This window comes from Rhodoferax sp., from assembly GCF_012927445.1.
Classification (GTDB): domain Bacteria; phylum Pseudomonadota; class Gammaproteobacteria; order Burkholderiales; family Burkholderiaceae_C; genus Rhodoferax.
This window is the reverse complement of record NZ_JABBPD010000003.1, coordinates 176,246-195,625: the sequence shown is the minus strand read 5'-3', so window position 1 is coordinate 195,625 and position 19,380 is coordinate 176,246. Positions and strand designations below refer to the sequence as shown.

The 19,380-nt window shown below is 60.4% G+C and carries 21 protein-coding genes; 18 read left to right on the top strand and 3 right to left on the bottom strand.

Features of this window, described 5'->3' with window-relative positions:
* The first annotated feature begins 2 nt into the window (after positions 1-2).
* The 10 genes from HHJ17_RS05135 (at position 3) to HHJ17_RS05090 (ending at position 8,978) form a co-directional block, all read left to right on the top strand.
* Complete coding sequence (locus HHJ17_RS05135) at positions 3-1,001, top strand: branched-chain amino acid ABC transporter permease (RefSeq protein WP_296503296.1); 999 nt, start codon at positions 3-5, stop codon at positions 999-1,001.
* Complete coding sequence (locus HHJ17_RS05130; protein ID WP_296503299.1) at positions 998-1,750, top strand: ABC transporter ATP-binding protein; 753 nt, start codon at positions 998-1,000, stop codon at positions 1,748-1,750. The genes HHJ17_RS05135 and HHJ17_RS05130 overlap by 4 nt, the downstream gene beginning before the upstream one ends.
* Entirely contained in the window at positions 1,743-2,450 is a 708-nt protein-coding gene (locus HHJ17_RS05125; protein ID WP_296505144.1) for an ABC transporter ATP-binding protein, read from the top strand. The genes HHJ17_RS05130 and HHJ17_RS05125 overlap by 8 nt, the downstream gene beginning before the upstream one ends.
* A 143-nt stretch (positions 2,451-2,593) precedes the next feature.
* Positions 2,594-3,718 carry a 4-oxalomesaconate tautomerase gene (locus HHJ17_RS05120; RefSeq protein ID WP_296505142.1) on the top strand — a complete coding sequence of 375 codons (1,125 nt, stop codon included), beginning with the start codon at positions 2,594-2,596 and terminating at the stop codon, positions 3,716-3,718.
* An 82-nt stretch (positions 3,719-3,800) separates the two neighbouring features.
* Positions 3,801-4,847: an amidohydrolase family protein gene (locus HHJ17_RS05115; protein ID WP_296503307.1), complete on the top strand. Its 1,047-nt coding sequence runs from the start codon at positions 3,801-3,803 to the stop codon at positions 4,845-4,847.
* Positions 4,848-4,877: 30 nt separating this feature from the next.
* Positions 4,878-5,573: a 4-carboxy-4-hydroxy-2-oxoadipate aldolase/oxaloacetate decarboxylase gene (gene ligK, locus HHJ17_RS05110; protein ID WP_296505139.1), complete on the top strand. Its 696-nt coding sequence runs from the start codon at positions 4,878-4,880 to the stop codon at positions 5,571-5,573.
* Between the two features lie 173 nt (positions 5,574-5,746).
* The gene (locus tag HHJ17_RS05105) at positions 5,747-6,709 is read left to right on the top strand and encodes an amidohydrolase family protein (RefSeq protein ID WP_296505137.1); all 963 of its coding nucleotides are present in this window, start codon (positions 5,747-5,749) and stop codon (positions 6,707-6,709) included.
* Positions 6,710-6,718: 9 nt separating this feature from the next.
* Complete coding sequence (gene ligA, locus HHJ17_RS05100; protein WP_296505134.1) at positions 6,719-7,162, top strand: protocatechuate 4,5-dioxygenase subunit alpha; 444 nt, start codon at positions 6,719-6,721, stop codon at positions 7,160-7,162.
* 1 nt (position 7,163) lies between these two features.
* Positions 7,164-8,018 (top strand): class III extradiol dioxygenase subunit beta, encoded by an 855-nt coding sequence (locus tag HHJ17_RS05095; RefSeq protein ID WP_296503321.1) that lies wholly within the window; start codon positions 7,164-7,166, stop codon positions 8,016-8,018.
* Positions 8,019-8,978, top strand: coding sequence for a Gfo/Idh/MocA family oxidoreductase (locus tag HHJ17_RS05090; protein WP_296505132.1), 960 nt, complete (start codon positions 8,019-8,021; stop codon positions 8,976-8,978).
* 126 nt (positions 8,979-9,104) lie between these two features.
* Here the strand turns inward: HHJ17_RS05090 and HHJ17_RS05085 are convergent, their stop codons facing one another.
* Complete coding sequence (locus HHJ17_RS05085) at positions 9,105-9,491, bottom strand: type II toxin-antitoxin system RelE/ParE family toxin (RefSeq protein ID WP_296505131.1); 387 nt, start codon at positions 9,489-9,491, stop codon at positions 9,105-9,107.
* Positions 9,491-9,808 carry a type II toxin-antitoxin system Phd/YefM family antitoxin gene (locus tag HHJ17_RS05080; protein ID WP_296505129.1) on the bottom strand — a complete coding sequence of 106 codons (318 nt, stop codon included), beginning with the start codon at positions 9,806-9,808 and terminating at the stop codon, positions 9,491-9,493. The genes HHJ17_RS05085 and HHJ17_RS05080 overlap by 1 nt, the downstream gene beginning before the upstream one ends.
* A 118-nt stretch (positions 9,809-9,926) precedes the next feature.
* Between HHJ17_RS05080 and HHJ17_RS05075 the strand changes: the two genes are divergently transcribed.
* Positions 9,927-10,931, top strand: a complete 1,005-nt coding sequence (locus tag HHJ17_RS05075) for an aldo/keto reductase (protein ID WP_296505127.1) — start codon at positions 9,927-9,929, stop codon at positions 10,929-10,931.
* Positions 10,932-11,093: 162 nt separating this feature from the next.
* Positions 11,094-12,023, top strand: a complete 930-nt coding sequence (locus HHJ17_RS05070; RefSeq protein WP_296505125.1) for a tetratricopeptide repeat protein — start codon at positions 11,094-11,096, stop codon at positions 12,021-12,023.
* Between the two features lie 39 nt (positions 12,024-12,062).
* Here the strand turns inward: HHJ17_RS05070 and HHJ17_RS05065 are convergent, their stop codons facing one another.
* Positions 12,063-12,980: a LysR family transcriptional regulator gene (locus tag HHJ17_RS05065; protein ID WP_296505123.1), complete on the bottom strand. Its 918-nt coding sequence runs from the start codon at positions 12,978-12,980 to the stop codon at positions 12,063-12,065.
* Between the two features lie 86 nt (positions 12,981-13,066).
* On the opposite strand from HHJ17_RS05065, the gene HHJ17_RS05060 reads away from it, so the two are divergent.
* The 6 genes from HHJ17_RS05060 (at position 13,067) to HHJ17_RS05035 (ending at position 19,380) form a co-directional block, all read left to right on the top strand.
* A complete protein-coding gene (locus HHJ17_RS05060) occupies positions 13,067-13,420 on the top strand; it encodes a protocatechuate 4,5-dioxygenase subunit alpha (protein ID WP_296505121.1) in 354 nt (117 codons plus the stop codon).
* A 15-nt stretch (positions 13,421-13,435) separates the two neighbouring features.
* A complete protein-coding gene (locus HHJ17_RS05055) occupies positions 13,436-14,287 on the top strand; it encodes a class III extradiol dioxygenase family protein (protein WP_296505118.1) in 852 nt (283 codons plus the stop codon).
* Positions 14,288-14,503: 216 nt separating this feature from the next.
* On the top strand, positions 14,504-15,286 hold the full coding sequence (locus HHJ17_RS05050; RefSeq protein WP_296505116.1) for a crotonase/enoyl-CoA hydratase family protein: 783 nt from the start codon (positions 14,504-14,506) through the stop codon (positions 15,284-15,286).
* 88 nt (positions 15,287-15,374) lie between these two features.
* Entirely contained in the window at positions 15,375-17,228 is a 1,854-nt protein-coding gene (locus HHJ17_RS05045) for a feruloyl-CoA synthase (protein ID WP_296505114.1), read from the top strand.
* 18 nt (positions 17,229-17,246) lie between these two features.
* Positions 17,247-18,497 (top strand): thiolase family protein, encoded by a 1,251-nt coding sequence (locus HHJ17_RS05040; RefSeq protein ID WP_296505112.1) that lies wholly within the window; start codon positions 17,247-17,249, stop codon positions 18,495-18,497.
* Between the two features lie 97 nt (positions 18,498-18,594).
* Complete coding sequence (locus HHJ17_RS05035) at positions 18,595-19,380, top strand: SDR family NAD(P)-dependent oxidoreductase (RefSeq protein ID WP_296505109.1); 786 nt, start codon at positions 18,595-18,597, stop codon at positions 19,378-19,380.

Here is a 19,380-nt window from a genome sequence, read left to right as displayed (position 1 = left end):
ACATGAGTCTTCCAACTATTGACCTGTCCCCGCTCAAGCGCGCTGATCGCTGGCAGCCTGCCGAACTGGCGTTCTGGCTCTTGCCGGTGCTGGCTTACTTTGTTTTTCCAGAAAATCTGGTGCTGTTGTCGCAGATCGCCATCATGGCGCTGTTCTGTTTGTCGCTGGACTTGATTCTGGGCTACGCGGGCATCGTTTCCCTCGGGCATGCCGCCTTCTTCGGGGTCGGCGCTTACGCTGCCGGGCTGCTGGCGTCCCAGGGTTTTGGTGACCCGCTCATGGGGTTGCTGGTGGCGGCCTTGGTCAGTGCCGTGCTGGGTTTTGTTTGCAGCTTTTTGGTGCTGCGCGGCACCGACCTGACGCGTTTGATGGTGACCCTCGGCGTGGCGATGATGCTGTACGAGGTGGCCAACAAACTCACCTTTATCACTGGCGGCGTCGATGGCCTGCAAGGCATCGAGATGAAGCCAATCCTGGGCCAGTTCCGCTTTGACCTTTACGGAAAAACCGCTTATTGGTATGTCCTGGTGATCTTGTTCGGTCTCTTCTGGGTGGCGCGCAAACTGGTGCACAGCCCGTTTGGCCTCAGTCTCAAGGGCATCCGGCTCAACGTCGGCCGCATGCCGGCGATTGGGGCGCCGGTCAATGCCCGGCTCTCGGCCGTCTACACGATCGGAGCCGCTTACGCCGGGGTGGCGGGTGCACTGCTGGCGCAAACCACCCAGTTTGTGGCCCTCGATGTGTTGTCTTTCAATCGTTCGGCCGAGCTGATGTTGATCCTCGTTCTGGGCGGCTCCGGCAGGCTGTATGGCGCTTTGGTCGGCACCATCGTCTTTATGACGGCGCACCACCTGCTGTCAGACATCAATCCAGAGTACTGGCAGTTCTGGCTCGGTGCCTTGCTGGTGCTGATCGTGCTGTTTGCCCGCGACGGCGTGATGGGCGGACTGCAGCGCCTGATGACGCGGCTGTCCCGCAACCAAGTGGAGGCCGCCCAATGAACTACGCCCTGCAGACCCGCAACCTGATCAAAAAATTTGGCGGCTTCGTTGCCACCAACGAGGTCAACCTGAATGTCGAGGCGGGCGCGCGACACGCCTTGATCGGCCCCAACGGTGCCGGCAAGACGACACTGATCAACCTGTTGACCGGGTTTCTGGAACCGACCAGCGGGCAAGTCATCCTGAAAGGTGACGATGTCACGCAGCTCGGCCAGCACCAACGCGTCAAGCGGGGTCTGGCGCGCACCTTCCAGATCAACCGGCTGTTTGCCGACCTGACCGTGCTGGAGTCCGTGATCATGGCGGTCAATGAGCGGCTGGGACTGGGTGCCCGTTTCTGGAAACCGGTGGGCGCCTATCCGGACGCGATTGACGAGGCCGTCAAGCTGCTGGAGCAACTGCGTCTGTTGGATGTGGCGCATGCGCCAACCCGTAGCCTGGCCTATGGCAAGCAACGTCTGATTGAAATTGCCCTGGCCCTGGCGGCCAAACCGCAAGTACTGCTACTGGATGAACCCGCCGCCGGTGTGCCGACGTCTGAAAGCCGGGAGCTGTTTGAGTCCATCGCCGCTTTGCCGCGCGAGGTGACCATTTTGCTGATTGAGCATGACATGGACTTGGTGTTCCGCTTTGCCGATCAAATCTCGGTGCTGGTCAACGGCGCCTTGCTGACACAGGGCACGCCCGAGGCCATTGCCAATGATCCCAAGGTGAAAGAAGTTTATTTAGGGGAGGCCGTTTGTGGCTGAATTACTGCGACTTGACAACGTGTGGGCCGGCTACGGTGAGGCCGTGGTGCTGGAAGGCATTTCGTTCACGCTGGAGGAGGGCGACAGTCTCTCCCTGCTGGGCCGCAACGGCATGGGCAAGACCACCTTGCTGTCCACCCTGATGGGCGCGACCCACTACAAATCCGGGAGCATGCGCTTTGCTGGGCAAGACCTCAGCAAAGTGCCGGCTCACGCCCGGGCGCACCTGGGCCTGGGCTGGGTGCCGCAAGAAAGAGACATCTTCCCCTCGCTCTCGGTCGAAGAGAACCTGACCGTGGTGGCCACCAAGGGTGCCTGGAACCTGGAAAAAATCTATGCGATGTTCCCGCGCCTGAACGAGCGGCGCAAGAACATGGGCAACCAGCTCTCCGGTGGCGAGCAGCAGATGCTGGCCATTGGGCGGGCCTTGATGCTGAACCCCAAACTGCTGCTGCTGGATGAGCCGCTGGAAGGCCTGGCGCCGCTGATCGTGCAGGAATTGCTGTCCATCATCAAGCGGCTGACCGAGGAAAGTGGCATGGCGGTCATTCTGGTGGAGCAGCATGCCCGTCAGATTCTGCCGCTGACGCGCCAGGCCTTGGTGCTGGAACGAGGCAAGGGCGTTTTCCAGGGGAGCAGCGACACCTTGCTCAATGATCGAGCCTTGCTCGACAGTTGGCTGGGCGTGACGGCGCACTGATGCATCTGAAATAGACACGAATGTATTCAATCGGCAATATCACTCTTGGATTGAATAGCTTATTCATCGTTATGTCGATTTGAGATAACTGCTAGTCGCTTCACTGGCTTAACAGCGGTAGCCCTTCTGGACAAAATACCGCCATGCAAACCGCAATCCCCACCTTATTCATGCGCGGCGGCAGTTCGCGCGGCCCCTTCTTTTTAGCCTCGGACCTGCCGGCTGACATCGCCACCCGTGACCGCGTTCTGCTGGCCGTCATGGGCTCGCCCGACAAGCGGCAAATAGACGGTTTGGGCGGTGCCCACCCCCTGACCAGCAAGGTCGGTATTGTGAGCCGCAGCAAGGTGCCTGGTGTGGCGCTGGATTTCTTGTTTGCGCAGTTGCAGCCCGACAAGGCGACCGTGGACACCACCCCCAACTGCGGCAACATGCTGGCGGCCGTGGTGCCGTTTGCGCTGGAGCGCGGCTTGATTGAGGCACAAGGCGACACCACCACGGTGCGCGTGCTGACGCTGAACACCGACATGCAATGCGACGTGACGGTGCAAACCCCCATGACCCCAAGTGGCCGCCAGGTGCGGTACGACGGCGACGCCAAAATTGACGGCGTGCCCGGCACTGCGGCACCCATCACCATCAATTTTCTGGACACCGCCGGCTCGGTGTGCGCCGGCTTGCTGCCGACGGGCAAGGTGCTGGATGTGGTGACGGTGGCGGGCGACGGCTTTGAGCCGTTTACTTTGCCCGTGACCTGCATCGACAACGGCATGCCTTTGGTGATGTTCAAAGCCAGCGATGTGGGGCGCACCGGCTACGAGACGGTGGCCGAGTTGAATGCCGACATGGCACTCAAAACCCGCATCGAAGCGCTGCGCATCCAAACCGGGCATTTGATGGGCCTGGGCGATGTGACTACCAAGAATTACCCCAAGATGACGCTGATTGCTGCGCCGCGCGAAGGCGGCAGTTTGTGTACCCGCAGCTTCATTCCGCATGTGTGCCATGACGCCATTGGCGTGTTGGCGGCTGTCACCGTGGGCACGGCTTGCGTGCTCACGGGCTCGGTCTGCGACGGTGTGGCGGTGATCAACGCAGGCGACACCAAGGTCGTGTCGGTGGAGCACCCCAGCGGGGAATTCAGCGTCGAGCTGGGCTTGGACCCGGCCGATCCGCAAAAGGTGACGCGCGCTGCGCTGCTGCGCACCGCACGCCTGATCATGCGGGGTGAAGTGATGGTACCCAGCGCTGTGTTTACTCAAAAATGATAGCTGTATGCGCACTGTCCATAAGAGCTAGAGCCCTATTTCTTATAAATTTTGACGTCACATGAACATTTCGGAGACCCCCATGAGCCAAGCCAAGCCCCTCATCATCGATTGCCACGGCCACTACACCACCGCCCCCAAGTCGCTGGAAAACTGGCGCAACCAGCAGATTGCCGGCATCAAGGACGCCGCCCTGATGCCCAAGGTGGCGGACCTCAAAATCAGCGACGACGAGCTGATTGAGACCATCGAACTCAACCAGTTGCGCCTGATGAAAGAGCGTGGCAGCGACCTCACCATCTTCAGCCCGCGTGCCAGCTTCATGGCGCACCACATCGGCGACTTCAATGTCTCCAGCACCTGGGCGGCGATCTGCAACGAGTTGTGCTACCGCGTGGCGCAGCTGTTCCCCGACAACTTCGTGCCCGCCGCCATGCTGCCGCAGAGTCCCGGCGTGGACCCCGCCACTTGCATCCCCGAGCTGGAAAAATGCGTCAAGGAATACGGCAACGTCGGCATCAACCTGAACCCGGACCCGAGCGGTGGCCACTGGACCTCGCCGCCGCTGAGCGACAAGGCTTGGTACCCGATTTACGAGAAGATGGTGGAGTACGACATCCCGGCCATGATTCACGTCAGCACCAGCTGCAACAGCTGCTTTCATACCACCGGCGCCCATTACCTGAATGCCGACACGACGGCCTTCATGCAGTGCCTGACCAGTGATTTGTTCAAGGAATTTCCGACGCTCAAGTTCCTGATCCCGCATGGCGGCGGCGCCGTGCCTTACCACTGGGGTCGCTTCCGCGGCCTGGCGCAAGAGCTGAAAAAGCCGCTGTTGCAAGACCACCTGCTGAACAATATCTTTTTTGACACCTGCGTTTACCACCAGCCCGGTATCGACTTGCTCAACACCGTGATCCCGGTGAAAAACGTGTTGTTTGCCAGCGAGATGATTGGTGCGGTGCGCGGCATTGACCCGGAAACCGGCCATTACTTTGATGACACCAAGCGCTACATCGAAGCGTCCAAAATTCTGAGCGACGCAGACCGTTTCCAGATTTACGAAGGCAACGCGCGCCGCGTGTTCCCGCGTCTGGATGCGGCGCTGAAGGCGAAAAACAAGTAATCTATTCAATCCGACCAGCTGGAAATCACCATGAGCACCCCCATGAACAACCTCGGTATCGTCAACCGCAAGATCGTCCGCGCCGACAAAGCAGCGGTGGAAAAACTCTCCCGCTTTGGCGTGGCCACCATCCACGAGGCCATGGGCCGCGTCGGGCTGATGAAGCCCTGTATGCGCCCGATTTACAGCGGCGCCAAAATCTGTGGCACCGCGGTCACCATCCTGCTGCAACCTGGCGACAACTGGATGATGCACGTCGCGGCCGAACAACTGCAGCCCGGTGACGTGGCCGTGGCCGCCTGCACCACCGACAACGAAGATGGTTTCTTTGGCGACCTGCTGGCCACCAGTTTTCAGGCGCGTGGCGCCATGGGTTTGATCATTGACGCAGGCGTGCGCGATGTGGCGGACCTGGAAAAGATGGGTTTCCCGGTGTTCAGCAAAGCCATTCACGCCAAAGGCACGATCAAGGCCACCTTGGGCTCGGTCAACATCCAGATCGTGTGCGCGGGCGCCATCGTCAACCCTGGTGATGTGGTGATTGCCGATGTGGACGGTGTGGTTGTGGTGCCTGCCGCCATTGCCCAGCAAGTGGCCGATGCGGCTGAAAAACGGGAGAGCTTCGAAGGCGACAAGCGCGCCATCTTTGCCTCCGGCGTGCTGGGGCTGGATTACTACAAGATGCGTGAAGGCCTGGAGAAAGCCGGGCTGCGTTATGTTGACTAAGCGCCTGGGCGGCAGAGCGTTCTGTTCCGTGTCCCCCGGCCTGTGGCCTTCTCCTTTTACCTGCACAGAACGCTCTACCGCCCAGGCTCATGGCATTTGAACAAATAAGCCTATAGCCCCCGCAAATATTGCGTAAGAAGCTATTTATTTGATAGCAATAATTCAGAAAACACATGGAATTCACGAAAACCCCCGGCTGGCTGGACTGGTATGCCGGCCCGAGCCAACCCCGCTTCAACCTGCCTGCCGGCGCGGTTGATGCGCACTGCCACGTGTTTGGCCCCGGTGACCAGTTCCCCTACGCACCGGAGCGCAAGTACACGCCCTGCGATGCATCCAAAGAACAACTGTTCGCCTTGCGCGACCACCTGGGCTTTGACAAGAACGTGATCGTGCAGGCCACCTGCCACGGCAGCGACAACCGGGCCCTGGTCGATGCGTTGAAAGCTTCCAACAACAAGGCGCGCGGCGTCGCCACCGTCAACCGCCAGGTGACCGATGCCGAGCTGCAAGCCATGCACGCCGCCGGGGTGCGCGGCACGCGCTTCAACTTCGTCAAACGGCTGGCCGACTTCACGCCGCGTGAGGTGTTGCTGGAGATTGCCAACCGCATCGCGCCGCTGGGCTGGCATGTGGTGGTCTACTTTGAGGCGCAAGACCTGCCCGAGTTGTACGATTTCTTCACCGCGCTGCCCACCACCGTGGTGGTGGACCACATGGGTCGCCCCGATGTGAGCAAGCCGGTGGACGGCCCCGAGTTTGAGTTGTTCGTCAAGATGATGCGCGAACACGGCAACATCTGGAGCAAGGTCAGCTGTCCCGAGCGCCTGAGCCTGAGTGGCCCCAAAGCCCTGAATGGCGAACAAAACGCTTACGCTGATGTGGTGCCTTTTGCCAAGCGTCTGGTCGAAACCTTTCCCGATCGCGTGTTGTGGGGCACCGACTGGCCACACCCGAATCTGAAAGACCACATGCCCGACGACGGCCTGCTGGTGGACTTCATCCCCCACATCGCCACCACGCCCGAGTTGCAGCAAAAACTGCTGGTCGACAATCCAACGCGTCTGTACTGGAATGATGAGGCCTTGCGGGACGGACCGCAGCACGCAGTGCAAGCTCGGTCCTCAACTGATTAAGGATGCTCCATGTCACTTGATAAACCTTACCTCGACGTACCCGGCACCACCATTTTTGACGCCGAGCAAAGCCGCAAGGGCTACCACCTGAACCAGTTCTGCATGTCGCTCATGACGGCGGCCAACCGCGAACGCTTCAAGGCCGACGAGCGGGCCTACCTGGAAGAGTGGGCCATGACGGAAGACCAGAAGCTGGCCGTGCTGGCGCGTGACCTGAACCGCTGCATTGCACTGGGCGGCAATATTTACTTTCTGGCCAAAATCGGCGCTACCGACGGCAAGAGCTTCCAGCAAATGGCGGGCAGCATGACCGGCATGACCGAAGAGGAATACCGCAACATGATGATCGCCGGCGGCCGCTCGGTCGAAGGCAACCGCGTGGTCGGCGAAGACGGCGACGCGCAAGCGCACCGGCAACCGCAAGGCCAGGCCGGCAAAAAAGAAAGCAACTGATATGGCCAAAATTACCGCCAGCGTTTACACCTCCCATGTGCCCGCCATTGGCGCCGCCATCGATTTGGGCAAGTCCACCGAGCCGTACTGGCAGCCTGTTTTCAAGGGCTACGAGTATTCCAAGCAGTGGATGAAGGACAACAAACCCGATGTCATCATTCTGGTCTTCAACGACCACGCTACCGCCTTCAGCCTGGACATGATCCCCACTTTTGCCATCGGCACGGCGGCGTCCTACCAGCCGGCCGACGAAGGCTGGGGCCCGCGCCCCGTGCCGGTGGTGCAGGGTCACCCCGAACTGGCCGCGCACATTGCGCAGTCGGTCATCCAGCAAGACTTTGACCTGACCATCGTCAACAAGATGGACGTGGACCACGGTCTGACCGTGCCGCTCTCCTTGATGTGCGGTCAACCCGACGCTTGGCCCTGCCCAGTGATTCCATTTGCCGTCAACGTGGTGCAATACCCGGTGCCGAGCGGCCAGCGCTGCTTCAACCTTGGCAAAGCCATTCGCCGCGCGGTAGAGAGCTTTGACCAAAACCTGAACGTGCAAATTTGGGGCACCGGCGGCATGAGCCACCAACTGCAAGGCCCGCGTGCCGGCCTGATCAACAAAGAGTTTGACAACGCCTTTCTCGACCAGCTGATTGCAGACCCCGCTGCCGCTGCCGCCATTCCGCACATTGACTTTGTGCGCGAAGCCGGGTCGGAGGGCATTGAGCTGGTGATGTGGCTGATCGCCCGTGGTGCGATGGACGATGTGGCCGGTGGCAAGGCCCCGAAGCTGCTGCACCGCTTCTACCATGTACCCGCGTCCAATACGGCAGTGGGTCATCTGATTTTGGAGAACCAATAAATGAGCAAAACCATCAAAGTCGCCCTCGCGGGCGCCGGTGCCTTCGGCATCAAACACCTCGACGGTATCCAAAAAATTGACGGTGTCGAGGTCGTCTCGCTGATCAGCCGCGATCTGGAAAAGACCCTGCAAATCGCGGCCCAATACGGCATCGGCCACGTCACCACCCAGCTCGAAGACAGTCTGGCGTTGAAAGAGGTGGATGCTGTCATCTTGTGCACACCAACCCAAATGCACGCCGCGCAAAGCATCGCCTGCCTGAAGGCCGGCAAGCATGTGCAAGTTGAAATTCCCCTGGCCGATACGCTGCAAGGTGCGCAAGACGTGGCAGCGCTCGCCAAGACCAGCGGTCTGGTGGCGATGTGCGGCCACACCCGCCGCTTCAACCCCAGCCATCAGTACGTGCACCAAGAAATCGCGGCCGGCCGCTTCAACATCCAGCAAATGGATGTACAAACCTACTTTTTTCGCCGCAGCAACATGAACGCGCTTGGCCAGGCCCGCTCATGGACCGATCACCTGCTGTGGCACCACGCGGCGCACACCGTGGATTTGTTCGCCTACCAGTGCGGCAGCCCGATCGTCAAGGCCAATGCCATGCAGGGTCCGATTCACCCGGTTCTGGGCATTGCGATGGACATGAGCATTCAACTCAAGGCCGCCAATGGCGCGATCTGCACCTTGAGCCTGTCGTTTAACAATGACGGCCCGCTCGGCACCTTCTTCCGCTACATCGGCGACACCGCCACCTACCTGGCCCGCTACGACGACCTGTTCAACGGCAAGGACGAAAAAATCGACGTCAGCCAGGTCGATGTCTCCATGAACGGCATTGAGCTGCAAGACCGCGAGTTTTTTGCGGCCATCCGCGAAGGCCGTGAGCCCAACAGCAGCGTCGCCAATGTGCTGCCGTGCTACCAGGTGCTGCACGATCTGGCGCAGCAACTCAACGCGGGCTGACGCGACTAAATGCCCTTGTTCAGTGAACACCTTTTGCGCATGAACATCGGCCAGTGTTGCAATTTTTGCGAGTGTTTTAGGCCTCTAGCCCTTATGCGCTTTGCGTAAGCTGCTATCGTTTTTGAATCACGTTTCAGATAAAACGTCGTCCAATGCAAACGACAGTTGCTTTTGACGCTTGATCGCCAGCAGGTAAATCACGTCACTCACCAGTGCATACAGCAGCAGGTAGTCCGTCATCACGTACTCACGGATTTCGGCGGCTTTTATGTCGGTGTTCAAGGTGCTCAGCAGCGCATCGAGCTTTTGCAGCCGCGCCTGGGTCTCAATGGACTTGGTTTGACGCTGCAAAAAGTTGCGGCCCAGACGCGGGTGGCGCTTCAGGTTGGCAATAACCGGCTCGCTAAGTTCATTGACCAATCGGTCAAAGCCGTTGGGAAACTGGCATTCGTCCCAAAAAGCTTCAATGCCTTGCAGATTGGCCGTGAGGTTGTTGGTGTAGCGGATTTGCATCAAGAGCCGGTCTTGGCTGGAAGATTCCGGTTGGCGCGGCGCGTCTTGATTGCGGCCAGATACTCCTCGGCATCACCCGTACGCCCCGCAGCAATGTCGGCCAAGCCTTTCTCCACCTCGTCAATCAGCATCAGGTGGCCCCGGTCACGCTCCAGTTGGTGGTAGTAGTCGAGCCGTTTGGCGTCGATCATGGCGACAGCGGGTTCGCCGTTTCTGGTGATGATTTTTTCAGCCCCCTGGCACACCTCGTCCACCAGGCGGGAAAAATGGGTGCGGGCTTCTGAAAAAGCGACGATGTCGCGGACGGCAATTCCCATGATCAATCTCCTTTGTACAGATAAGTGTGCTAAATATTGTTCATATTAACCGGATTTATGGCAGATATTCAGGGTGAGCGCCCCTAAACTCTCGGGCAAACCCTCTCAAGGAATAAGTATGCAAACAAGAAAACTCGGCCCCTTCCAAGTCTCTGCCATCGGCCTGGGCTGCATGAACCTGAGCCATGCCTACGGCGCGCCGGTGTCGGCAGAGCAGGGCGAGCGCGTGCTGCTGACCGCACTCGACGCCGGAGTGACGCTGTTCGACACCGCCACGCTTTACGGTTTTGGCGCCAATGAAACGCTGGTCGGCAAGGTCTTGAAGCCGCACCGGCAGAAGTTCACTCTGGCCAGCAAATGCGGCATGCAGGGGCTGGACTTGAACGGCGACGGCAAACTGGTGCGCGTCATCGACGGTCGCCCGGATGTCATCCGAAAGTCTTGCGAAGACAGCCTGCGCCGCCTGCAGACCAATGTGATTGACCTGTATTACCTGCACCGCTGGGACAAAAAAGTACCGATTGAAGACAGTGTGGGCGCGTTGAGTGACCTGGTACGTAAAGGCTACATCCAGAGCATTGGCCTGAGCGAAGTGTCGGCCGCGACCCTGCGCAAAGCGCATGCCGTTCACCCGATTGCGGCGCTGCAAACTGAGTATTCGCTGTGGACACGTAACCCCGAAATTGCCGTGCTTGACGCCTGCAAAGAACTCGGCGTGGCCTTTGTGGCCTTCAGCCCGGTGGCGCGTGGCTTCCTGTGTGGTCAGTTGCACGACGTGAGCACGCTGGATGCCAAAGATATCCGTCGCACCATGCCGCGTTTTGCGCCTGGCAACTACGCAGCCAATCTCAAGCTATTGCCTGCTTACAACGCCGTGGCGAAAGACGTTGGATGCAGCCCCTCGCAGTTGGCGCTGGCCTGGTTGCTGCACAAAGCGGCGCACATCATTCCTATCCCCGGCACCACCAGTTTGTCGCACTTGGGCGAAGACCTGGCGGCGGCGGATGTGCGCCTAAGCCCGGCCACGCTGGCCAAGCTGGACGCGTTGATCAATCAAAACACGGTGGTCGGCAGCCGCTACAACGCGCTGGGTAACAGCGAAGTCGATACCGAAGAGTTTTGAGTTTGCTATATAAACAATAGCGCATTGCGCAATCTGACTGAGGGCTGGAGGCCTGTTTGGCTTCAGGTTTTGATTAAGCAACGTCACTCGCACACTTGTTTTTCGAACAAGTGCCACCATCTCGGCCAAGTCAGTTAACTTCCTTTTAAGGGCTAAAACGTTATGTTCAACGGATCAATCAAGCAGCGCTTGGGCAAATGGCTGCTGGTCGGCGCATTGCTGGGCGCTGGCTTCGCCATGGCGCAGTCAGAACCCACCCTGAAACAGGTCTACGCGGAGGCCCAGGCCGGGCGCTTGGAGCAGGCGCAGGTCATGATGCAACAAGTGCTGGTCGCCCATCCGGGCAGTGCCAAGGCCCATTTTGTCCAGGCCGAACTGTTCGCGCGCCAAGGCAAGGTAAGCCATGCGCGTGAATCGCTGGCGATGGCCGAAAAGCTGGCTCCGGCCCTGCCTTTTGCCAAACCTGAAGCGGTGCAAGCGCTGCGTACCCAGCTGGCCGCCAAAAGCAACGCACCCGCCAACAATGCCACTCCCAACCGGGCAAATGCGACGGCCGCACCTGCTGCGTATTCAGCACCTGCGGCCCCGGCTTCGTCTTTTCCTTGGCCATTGGCTTTGGCACTGGGAGGTGGTGCGATTGCGCTTGCTCTCTTTTTGACGCGTAAAAAACCCTTGTCTGCACCCATGGCGCAACAGGCTTATGCAAATCCGTCTGCCATGTCGAGCGGCTTGGGTGGTTCGCAAAACTTTGGCATGGGCAACAACAACATGGGTGGGGGCGCGATGGCGCCCGGTTATGGCCAACAACCCGCCGGCATGGGCCTTGGCGGCAAGGTGATGGGCGGTCTGGCCACTGGTTTGGCGGTGGGCGCCGGCGTGATGGCCGCGCAAGCCATTGGCAAAAGCCTGATGGGCAATGACACACCGCCGGCGCACCAGCCGGACAGCTTGGCCAACAACAACGGCTACGAACCGCTTGCCGGCAACAGTGATTTGGGCGGCCAGAATTTCGGCGTGAACGATTCCGGCTCGTGGGACGACGGTGACGCCATCGCCAGCAGCGGTGACGGCGGCGGCGACTGGGACAGTTAAGCACTCCGGTCATGCGCAATGGCCCGCACTGAGCGGGACTCAGCCGCCTGCCGCGGCGGCCATCACCGCCGGCACCAGCGCCTCCAGTTCAGCGCGCAACCAGCGGTGCGCCGGGTCGAGTTGGTAGCGCATGTGCCAGATCATGTACATCGGCATGGTGGGGCAGGGCAGCGGGACCGGGGCGCTGGCCAGGTCGCGCAGCAGGTGCGACTGCAGCAGACCGGGCGCGGTGGCCAGCAACTGGCTGCCAAGAATAAACAAGGGTAAACCGGCGAAGCCCGGCACCATCACGGAGAACTTGCGCAGCACACCGCGTGTGGCGAGCCATTGGTCGAGGTCCAGCGCCCGGCGTGGCTCGTACACCACGGTAATGTGCTGGGCCGCCAGGTACTCGGCCAATGTGCGCGGCGCCTCGCGTTGGCTGGCGTCATAAAACACACGGTAGTCGTCTTCAAACAAGCGCTTTTGCAGGATGTCGGCGCCATCGGGCGGACGCGGGCTGATGACGAGCTGGCAGTGTTCGTGACGCAGCAGGTCCAGGCTGGGCACGTCCGACGGGATGATGCGCAGCGCCACGCCCGGTGCCTGTGCGCGCAGCCGCGCCATGAGCGGGGGCAACAACACGTCACGCTGGAAATCATTGGCGGCGATGGTGAAGGTGGTCTGCCAGCGCGCCGGGTCGAAGGGGTCGGACTGGGCAAAACGCGCCATTGACGCTAATAATTCACGGGCCTGCACTGCCAAATTTTCAGCCCGCGCCGTGGCGACGACACCACGGCCGGATTTGACAAACAGCGGGTCGCCCGTGATTGAGCGCAGCTTGTCCAGCAGGTGGCTCACGGCGGACTGGGTTACGCCCAGGCGTTGCGCCGCGCCGGTGATGGAGCCGGCTTCCACCACGGCGACCAGCAGTTGCAACAGGCGACCATCAAGGTCTGAATAATCGAATTTGTTCATGGGTTACATCATGATTCATGTGTATATCTTTGGCAATAGCGGCGTAATACTTCGGTCTACCCAGATTCAAAAACAGGAGATCAACCGTGGCTTCGAACCATCCTTTGCCCGCCATTGCGGGCACCACGCTTTTCGATGGCGAGCAGGCCCAAAAAGGCTACGCCCTCAACAAAATGTGCTTTTCGTTCAATTCGGCCGACAACCGCGCCGAGTTTCAACAAGACGAAGAAGCCTACATGCGCAAGTACCGCCTGACCGAGCCTCAAGCCGCCGCCATCCGCGCCCGCAACGTGTTGCAACTGATTGCCGCGGGCGGCAACGCCTATTACCTGGCCAAATTTGCGGGAATTTTTGGCCTGGACATGCAAGACATTGGCGCCCAGCAAACCGGCCTGACCAAAGACGAATTCAAGGCCCGGCTCGTGGCCGCCGGCAAATAAACAGGGGAAACAAAAATGGCAAAACTTATCGGTTGCATCGGTACCTCGCATATTCCGGCCATCGGCGGCGCTATTCACAAGGGTCTGCAGCAGAATCCGTACTGGAAACCGTTTTTTGATGGTTTCCCGCCGATTCGGGCGTGGCTGGGCAAGGTCAAGCCTGACGTGGTGGTGATTTTTTACAACGACCACGGGCTTAACTTTTTCCTCGACAAAATGCCCACCTTCGCCGTCGGCGCCGCACCGCAGTACAACACCGCGGACGAAGGCTGGGGCATTCCCGTCTTGCCGCCGTTCAAGGGCGAGCTGGATTTGTCATGGCAGATCATCAACACGCTGGTGGAGAAAGAATTCGACATCGTCACCTGCCAGGAAATGCTGGTGGACCATGCCTGCACGCTGCCGTTGAAACTGTTCTGGCCTGAAGGCGAATGCCCGGTCACCGTGGTGCCCATTTGCATCAACACCGTGCAGTTTCCGCTGCCCAAAGCCAGCCGCGTGTATGCCATGGGCAAAGCGGTGGGCGAAGCGATTGCGGCGTGGGACAGCGACAAGACCGTGGCTGTGATTGGTTCGGGTGGCCTGTCGCATCAGCTCGATGGCGAACGTGCCGGTCACATCAACAAGGTGTTTGACCTGCAGTTCATGGAAAGCCTGCTGACCAACCCCGAATGGGCCACGCAGTTCAGCATTCATGAGCTGGTCGAAAAAACCGGCACCCAAGGAGTTGAGTTGCTGATGTGGCTGGCCATGCGCGCCGCCCTCACCCCGGGTCAGGGCGCGGGTGTGCGCAAAGTGCACAGCAACTACCACATCCCGATTTCGAACACGGCAACCGGCTTGCTGGCACTGGAAAAGGTGGACTGAAAGTAACTATTCGGGCGCCTGCTGGCCAGGCATTGCGCAAGGTTTTAGATCAGGCCGTTTCAGGGATTTTCCCCTGAAGCGGCCTTTTTCATGGTGCGCCAAAAACTTCCTTTTGCTCACTTCTCATCTAGGGTAAACACTGACGAAAAGAGTCTGAAACACGCTTGAACTGGTTATATTTAATAACCATAATTCAACCCAGAAGGAAAAAATACCATGAGCAACCAAGACCTCCATTTCGAACTCTGCGGCGAGCAGCAAGAAGTTGCCGTCATCCGCCTCACACGCGGTGCCAAGCGCAATGCGCTGAACGACGGCCTCATCCTGGCGCTGCGCGATCTGTTTCAAAACATGCCCGCCAGCGTTCGCGCGGCGGTCATTGATGGCGAGGGCGAGCACTTCTGTGCCGGCCTGGATTTGAGCGAACTGAAAGACCGCGACGCCGGCCAAGGTCTGCACCATTCCCGCATGTGGCACGCCGCGCTGGAGTGCGTGCAGTACGGCCCGGTGCCGGTGATTGCCGTTTTGCACGGGGCCGTGGTCGGCGGCGGGCTGGAGCTGGCCAGTGCCTGCCACATTCGGGTTGCCGATGAATCCACTTTTTATGCGCTGCCCGAAGGCTCGCGCGGCATCTTTGTCGGCGGTGGCGGCTCGGTGCGCATTCCGCGCCTGATCGGCACAGCACGCATGACCGACATGATGCTGACCGGCCGCGTGTTCAACGCCGCTGATGGCGAGCGCATCGGTCTGGCGCAGTACCTCGTGCCGCCAGGCCAGGCGTTTGACAAGGCGTTTGAACTGGCCGTGCGCATTGCGCAAAACGCGCCGTTGACCAACTACGCGCTCACTCATGTATTGCCCCGCATCGCCGAGCAACCTGCCGACCAGGGCTTTATGACCGAAGCCATGATGGCCGCCATTGCCCAGAGCGCACCAGAAGCCAAAGAGCGTGTGCGCGCCTTCCTGGAAGGCCGGGCCGACAAGGTGAAAAGGGCTTGAAGCACGCGGCCCGAGGCTGGGCTGAGAAATTTTGACCAATAAAAATAAAAACTAAAAAACAACCACAACGGACCCGCTGGAGACCCACATGACTGATCCGAAATTTCGTGCACTGACTTTTGGCGTGACCCGCGTTGAACTGCGCGACGGTGCGCCTGGCGTGCATTACCTGCGTGCCGAGCAAGCGCTGCTCGACTACCCCGCGCGCATGACCGACCGCCTGCAGCACTGGGCGCAGGTCGCACCCGATCGCCTCTTCATCGCGCGCCGCGAGAAGCTGGCCAGCGGTGGCACCGGCGACTGGCAAACCGTGACTTACGCCCAAGCCTGGGCCAGCGCACGCAGCATTGCCCAATCACTGATCAACCGGGGCTTGAGCGTGGAGCGGCCTGTGGTCATTCTGTCCGAGAACGATCTGGCGCATGCGCTGCTGGCCCTGGGTTGCCTGATCGCAGGCGTGCCCTTTGTGCCCACGTCGCCCGCTTATTCGCTGATCAGTCAGGACTTCGACAAACTGCGCCACGTCTTGAAGACGGTGACCCCCGGACTGGTTTTTGCCGCCGATGCAAGCCGCTACGGCAAAGCCATCACGGCCGCCGTCGGCACCGATATTGAAGTGGTGTTGACCCGTGGCACGCTGGATGGTCGCAGCACCACCCCGTTGGCCGAGTTGCTGGCAACCCCGGCGACGGCGCAGGTGGAGGCGGCCATCCAAGCCACCGGGCCTGACACGATTGTCAAATTCCTGTTCACCAGCGGCTCGACCAAACTACCCAAGGCGGTCATCAACACCCAGCGCATGTGGTGCGCCAACCAGCAGCAAATGCTGCAATCCATGCCAGTGCTGGCGAGTGAACCGCTGGTGTTGGTGGACTGGTTGCCCTGGAACCATACCTTTGGTGGCAACCACAATTTCGGCATGGTGGTTTACAACGGTGGCACCTTGTACATCGACGACGGCAAGCCGACCCCCGCGCTCATGGCGGAGACCTTGCGCAACTTGCGCGAGATTGCGCCCTCGGTGTATTTCAACGTGCCGACCGGGTTTGAGGCCATCGCCAACGCCATGAAGACGGACGATGTGCTGCGCAAAACCCTGCTGTCGCGCGTCAAGATGTTTTTCTATGCCGGCGCCTCGCTGGCGCAACCGGTGTGGGACAGCCTGTACGAATCGCAAGAAAAAGAAGTGGGCGAGCGCATCGTCATGACCACCGGCCTGGGCATGACCGAGTCGGGCCCGTTTGCCATTTTTGTGACCAACCCGAACGTGAAAGCTGGTGACCTGGGTGTGCCGACACCGGGCATGGACATCAAGCTGGTGGACATGGGTGGCAAGACCGAGGTGCGTTACCGCGGCCCCAACATCACGCCGGGTTACTGGCGCGACCCGAAAGAAACCGCTGCTCACTTTGACGAAGAAGGCTTCTTTTGCTCCGGCGATGCGGTCCGGTGGATCGACGAAACCGATGTCCATCAAGGGCTGCAGTTTGACGGTCGCATTGCCGAGGATTTCAAACTCGCCACCGGCACGTTTGTCAGTGTCGGCCCCTTGCGTGCCAAGATTGTGACCGCCGGGGCGCCCTACATTCAGGACGTGGTGCTCACCGGCATCAACCTGAAAGAAGTTGGCGCCATGGTGTTCCCGACCCAGGCGGTGCGGGCTCTGAGTGGCCTGACCGCCAGCGCAGCGATGGCCGACGTGCTGGCCAGCCCCCCGGTGATCGCCCATTTTCAGCAGGTGATTGACGAACTGGCTCGCAGCGCTACCGGCAGTGCCGGCCGCATTGCCCGTCTGTGCCTGCTGGCCGAACCGCCGACGCTCGACCGGGGCGAGGTCACGGACAAAGGCTCCATCAACCAGCGCGCCGTGCTCACGCACCGCGCCGAGACGGTGGAAGCGTTGCATGCCGATGCACTGCACACCATCCTGAAACCACAATAACTTTAAAGGAATCGATTCATGGCTGCCAAAGGATTTTTCTCCCACTTTGATGACGTCTGGATGTTGGACGGCGTGCGCACCCCGATGGTCGATTACTGTGGAGCCCTCGGCCACATTTCGCCCACCGACATGGGCATCAAGGTCGCCCGCGCGGTGCTGGAACGCAGCGGCGTTCCGGGCGCCGACATCGGCTCGGTCATTGCGGGCAACATGGCGCCCGGTGACTTTGAGCAGTTCATGCTGCCGCGCCACATTGGTCTGTATGCCGGCGTGCCAATCGAAGTGCCGTCGCTGATGGCGCAGCGCATTTGCGGTACCGGTTTTGAGCTGTTTCGCCAGGCCGGCGAGCAAATTCAAAGCGGCGCCTGCGAGGCGGCGCTGGTGGTCGGTACCGAGAGCATGACGCGCAACCCGATTGCCGCTTTTGACCACCGCACCGGCTTCAAACTGGGCGCCCCGGTCGGGTTCAAGGACTACATGTGGGAAGCGCTGAACGACTCGGCGGCGGGTATCAACATGATCCAGACGGCCGAAAATCTGGCCAAAAAATACAGCATCAGCCGCGAAGAAGTGGACGAATTTGCGTCGCAATCGTTTGCCAAAGCGGTGGCGGCGCAACAGGCCGGCTTTCATGCGGGCGAGATCGTGCCGGTGATCACAGAGAAGTTTGAGCTGGCCGGCTACAAGCCGCGCGGCATCAAGCTGCAAGGCAAGACGCTGGAAGTGGCACAAGACACCCACGCCCGAATCTCACCTGTGGAGGTGCTGGCCAAGTTGCGGGCCGTGTACGAAGGCGGCGTCCAGACCGGTGGCAACAGCGCGGCGCTGGTCGATGCGGCGGCGGCGGCCGTGGTGGCCTCGGGCAGTTATGCCAAAGCGCATGGCAAAACATCGCTGGCGCGCGTGGTCGCGGCGGCCGTTGTGGGCGTGCCGCCCGAAATCATGGGCATCGGCCCGGCACCGGCGATTCGTCTGCTGCTGGAACGCAGCGGCCTGACGCTGGACCAGATTGGCCGCTTTGAGATCAACGAAGCCCAGGGCGCCCAGACCTTGGCGGTGGGCCGTGAGTTGGGACTGGATTTGAGCAAGCTCAACGTCAACGGTGGTGCCATCGCGCTCGGTCACCCGCTCGCCACCACCGGCGTGCGCCTGACCATCACCCTGGCACGCGAACTGAAACGCGCCGGTCTGCGCTGGGGCATTGCCTCGGCTTGTATTGGCGGTGGCCAGGGCATTGCGCTGCTGCTGGAAAATCCGGACGCGGCCTGATGTTTGCCATTATTTATAAGAAATTGATCTGTAGCCCCCGTCTTACCTGCGTAACCAGCTATTAAATAAATAGCAATTCATATTCTGAAAGCCTGACATGAAGATTCAAGGACAAGCCGCACTCGTGACCGGCGGCGGCTCCGGACTCGGTGAAGCCACCGCGCGCGAACTGGCCCGTCTGGGCGCCTTCGTTGCCGTGCTCGACATCAACCAGGCCAATGCCGAGAAGGTGGCCGCCGATCTGAACGCGGCGCACGGCGAGGGCAGCGCCGTCGCCTGCCCATGCGACATTACCAACACCGAGAGCCTGCAAGCCGCGATAGCCCAAGCGGCCGCCGCCCACGGCCCGGCGCGTATTTTGATGAGCATCGCCGGTATCGGCACCGCCAAACGCGTCATCAGCCGCGACGGTTTGCCGGCGCCGCTGGAAGACTTTGTGCGCGTCGTCAACGTCAACCTGATTGGCACCTACAACGTGGCCCGCCTGTTTGCCGCCGAGTGCGCCAAGCTGGCAGCGCTGGAAGATGGTGAACGCGGCGTGATGGTGTTCACCGCCTCGGTCGCCGCCTTCGATGGCCAGGTCGGTCAACAAGCCTACAGCGCCTCCAAGAGCGGTGTGGTGGGCATGACCTTGCCGATGGCGCGCGATCTGGCGCAGCACGGCATTCGCGTCTGCACCATTGCCCCGGGGCTGTTTGCCACGCCGCTGATGGCCACTTTGCCTGAGGCGGTGCAGCAATCGCTGGCGGCCAGCATCCCGTTCCCGTCGCGCCTGGGCAAGCCGGAAGAGTTCGCGCAACTGGCCAGCCACATTGTCACCAACATGCACCTGAACGGCGAAGTGATTCGCCTCGACGGTGCGTTGCGCCTGACACCACGTTGA

What these genes read in the sequence shown, in the direction of transcription:
- HHJ17_RS05095 (WP_296503321.1), top strand. Translation starts at nt 7,164, where the DNA reads ATGGCCAAAATTACCGCCAGCGTTTACACCTCCCATGTGCCCGCCATT.
- HHJ17_RS05115 (WP_296503307.1), top strand. Translation starts at nt 3,801, where the DNA reads ATGAGCCAAGCCAAGCCCCTCATCATCGATTGCCACGGCCACTACACC.
- HHJ17_RS05075 (WP_296505127.1), top strand. Translation starts at nt 9,927, where the DNA reads ATGCAAACAAGAAAACTCGGCCCCTTCCAAGTCTCTGCCATCGGCCTG.
- HHJ17_RS05120 (WP_296505142.1), top strand. Translation starts at nt 2,594, where the DNA reads ATGCAAACCGCAATCCCCACCTTATTCATGCGCGGCGGCAGTTCGCGC.
- HHJ17_RS05050 (WP_296505116.1), top strand. Translation starts at nt 14,504, where the DNA reads ATGAGCAACCAAGACCTCCATTTCGAACTCTGCGGCGAGCAGCAAGAA.
- HHJ17_RS05065 (WP_296505123.1), bottom strand. Translation starts at nt 12,980, where the DNA reads ATGAACAAATTCGATTATTCAGACCTTGATGGTCGCCTGTTGCAACTG.
- HHJ17_RS05090 (WP_296505132.1), top strand. Translation starts at nt 8,019, where the DNA reads ATGAGCAAAACCATCAAAGTCGCCCTCGCGGGCGCCGGTGCCTTCGGC.
- HHJ17_RS05105 (WP_296505137.1), top strand. Translation starts at nt 5,747, where the DNA reads ATGGAATTCACGAAAACCCCCGGCTGGCTGGACTGGTATGCCGGCCCG.
- ligK (WP_296505139.1), top strand. Translation starts at nt 4,878, where the DNA reads ATGAGCACCCCCATGAACAACCTCGGTATCGTCAACCGCAAGATCGTC.
- ligA (WP_296505134.1), top strand. Translation starts at nt 6,719, where the DNA reads ATGTCACTTGATAAACCTTACCTCGACGTACCCGGCACCACCATTTTT.
- HHJ17_RS05085 (WP_296505131.1), bottom strand. Translation starts at nt 9,491, where the DNA reads ATGCAAATCCGCTACACCAACAACCTCACGGCCAATCTGCAAGGCATT.
- HHJ17_RS05070 (WP_296505125.1), top strand. Translation starts at nt 11,094, where the DNA reads ATGTTCAACGGATCAATCAAGCAGCGCTTGGGCAAATGGCTGCTGGTC.
- HHJ17_RS05040 (WP_296505112.1), top strand. Translation starts at nt 17,247, where the DNA reads ATGGCTGCCAAAGGATTTTTCTCCCACTTTGATGACGTCTGGATGTTG.
- HHJ17_RS05035 (WP_296505109.1), top strand. Translation starts at nt 18,595, where the DNA reads ATGAAGATTCAAGGACAAGCCGCACTCGTGACCGGCGGCGGCTCCGGA.
- HHJ17_RS05130 (WP_296503299.1), top strand. Translation starts at nt 998, where the DNA reads ATGAACTACGCCCTGCAGACCCGCAACCTGATCAAAAAATTTGGCGGC.
- HHJ17_RS05135 (WP_296503296.1), top strand. Translation starts at nt 3, where the DNA reads ATGAGTCTTCCAACTATTGACCTGTCCCCGCTCAAGCGCGCTGATCGC.
- HHJ17_RS05055 (WP_296505118.1), top strand. Translation starts at nt 13,436, where the DNA reads ATGGCAAAACTTATCGGTTGCATCGGTACCTCGCATATTCCGGCCATC.
- HHJ17_RS05080 (WP_296505129.1), bottom strand. Translation starts at nt 9,808, where the DNA reads ATGGGAATTGCCGTCCGCGACATCGTCGCTTTTTCAGAAGCCCGCACC.
- HHJ17_RS05045 (WP_296505114.1), top strand. Translation starts at nt 15,375, where the DNA reads ATGACTGATCCGAAATTTCGTGCACTGACTTTTGGCGTGACCCGCGTT.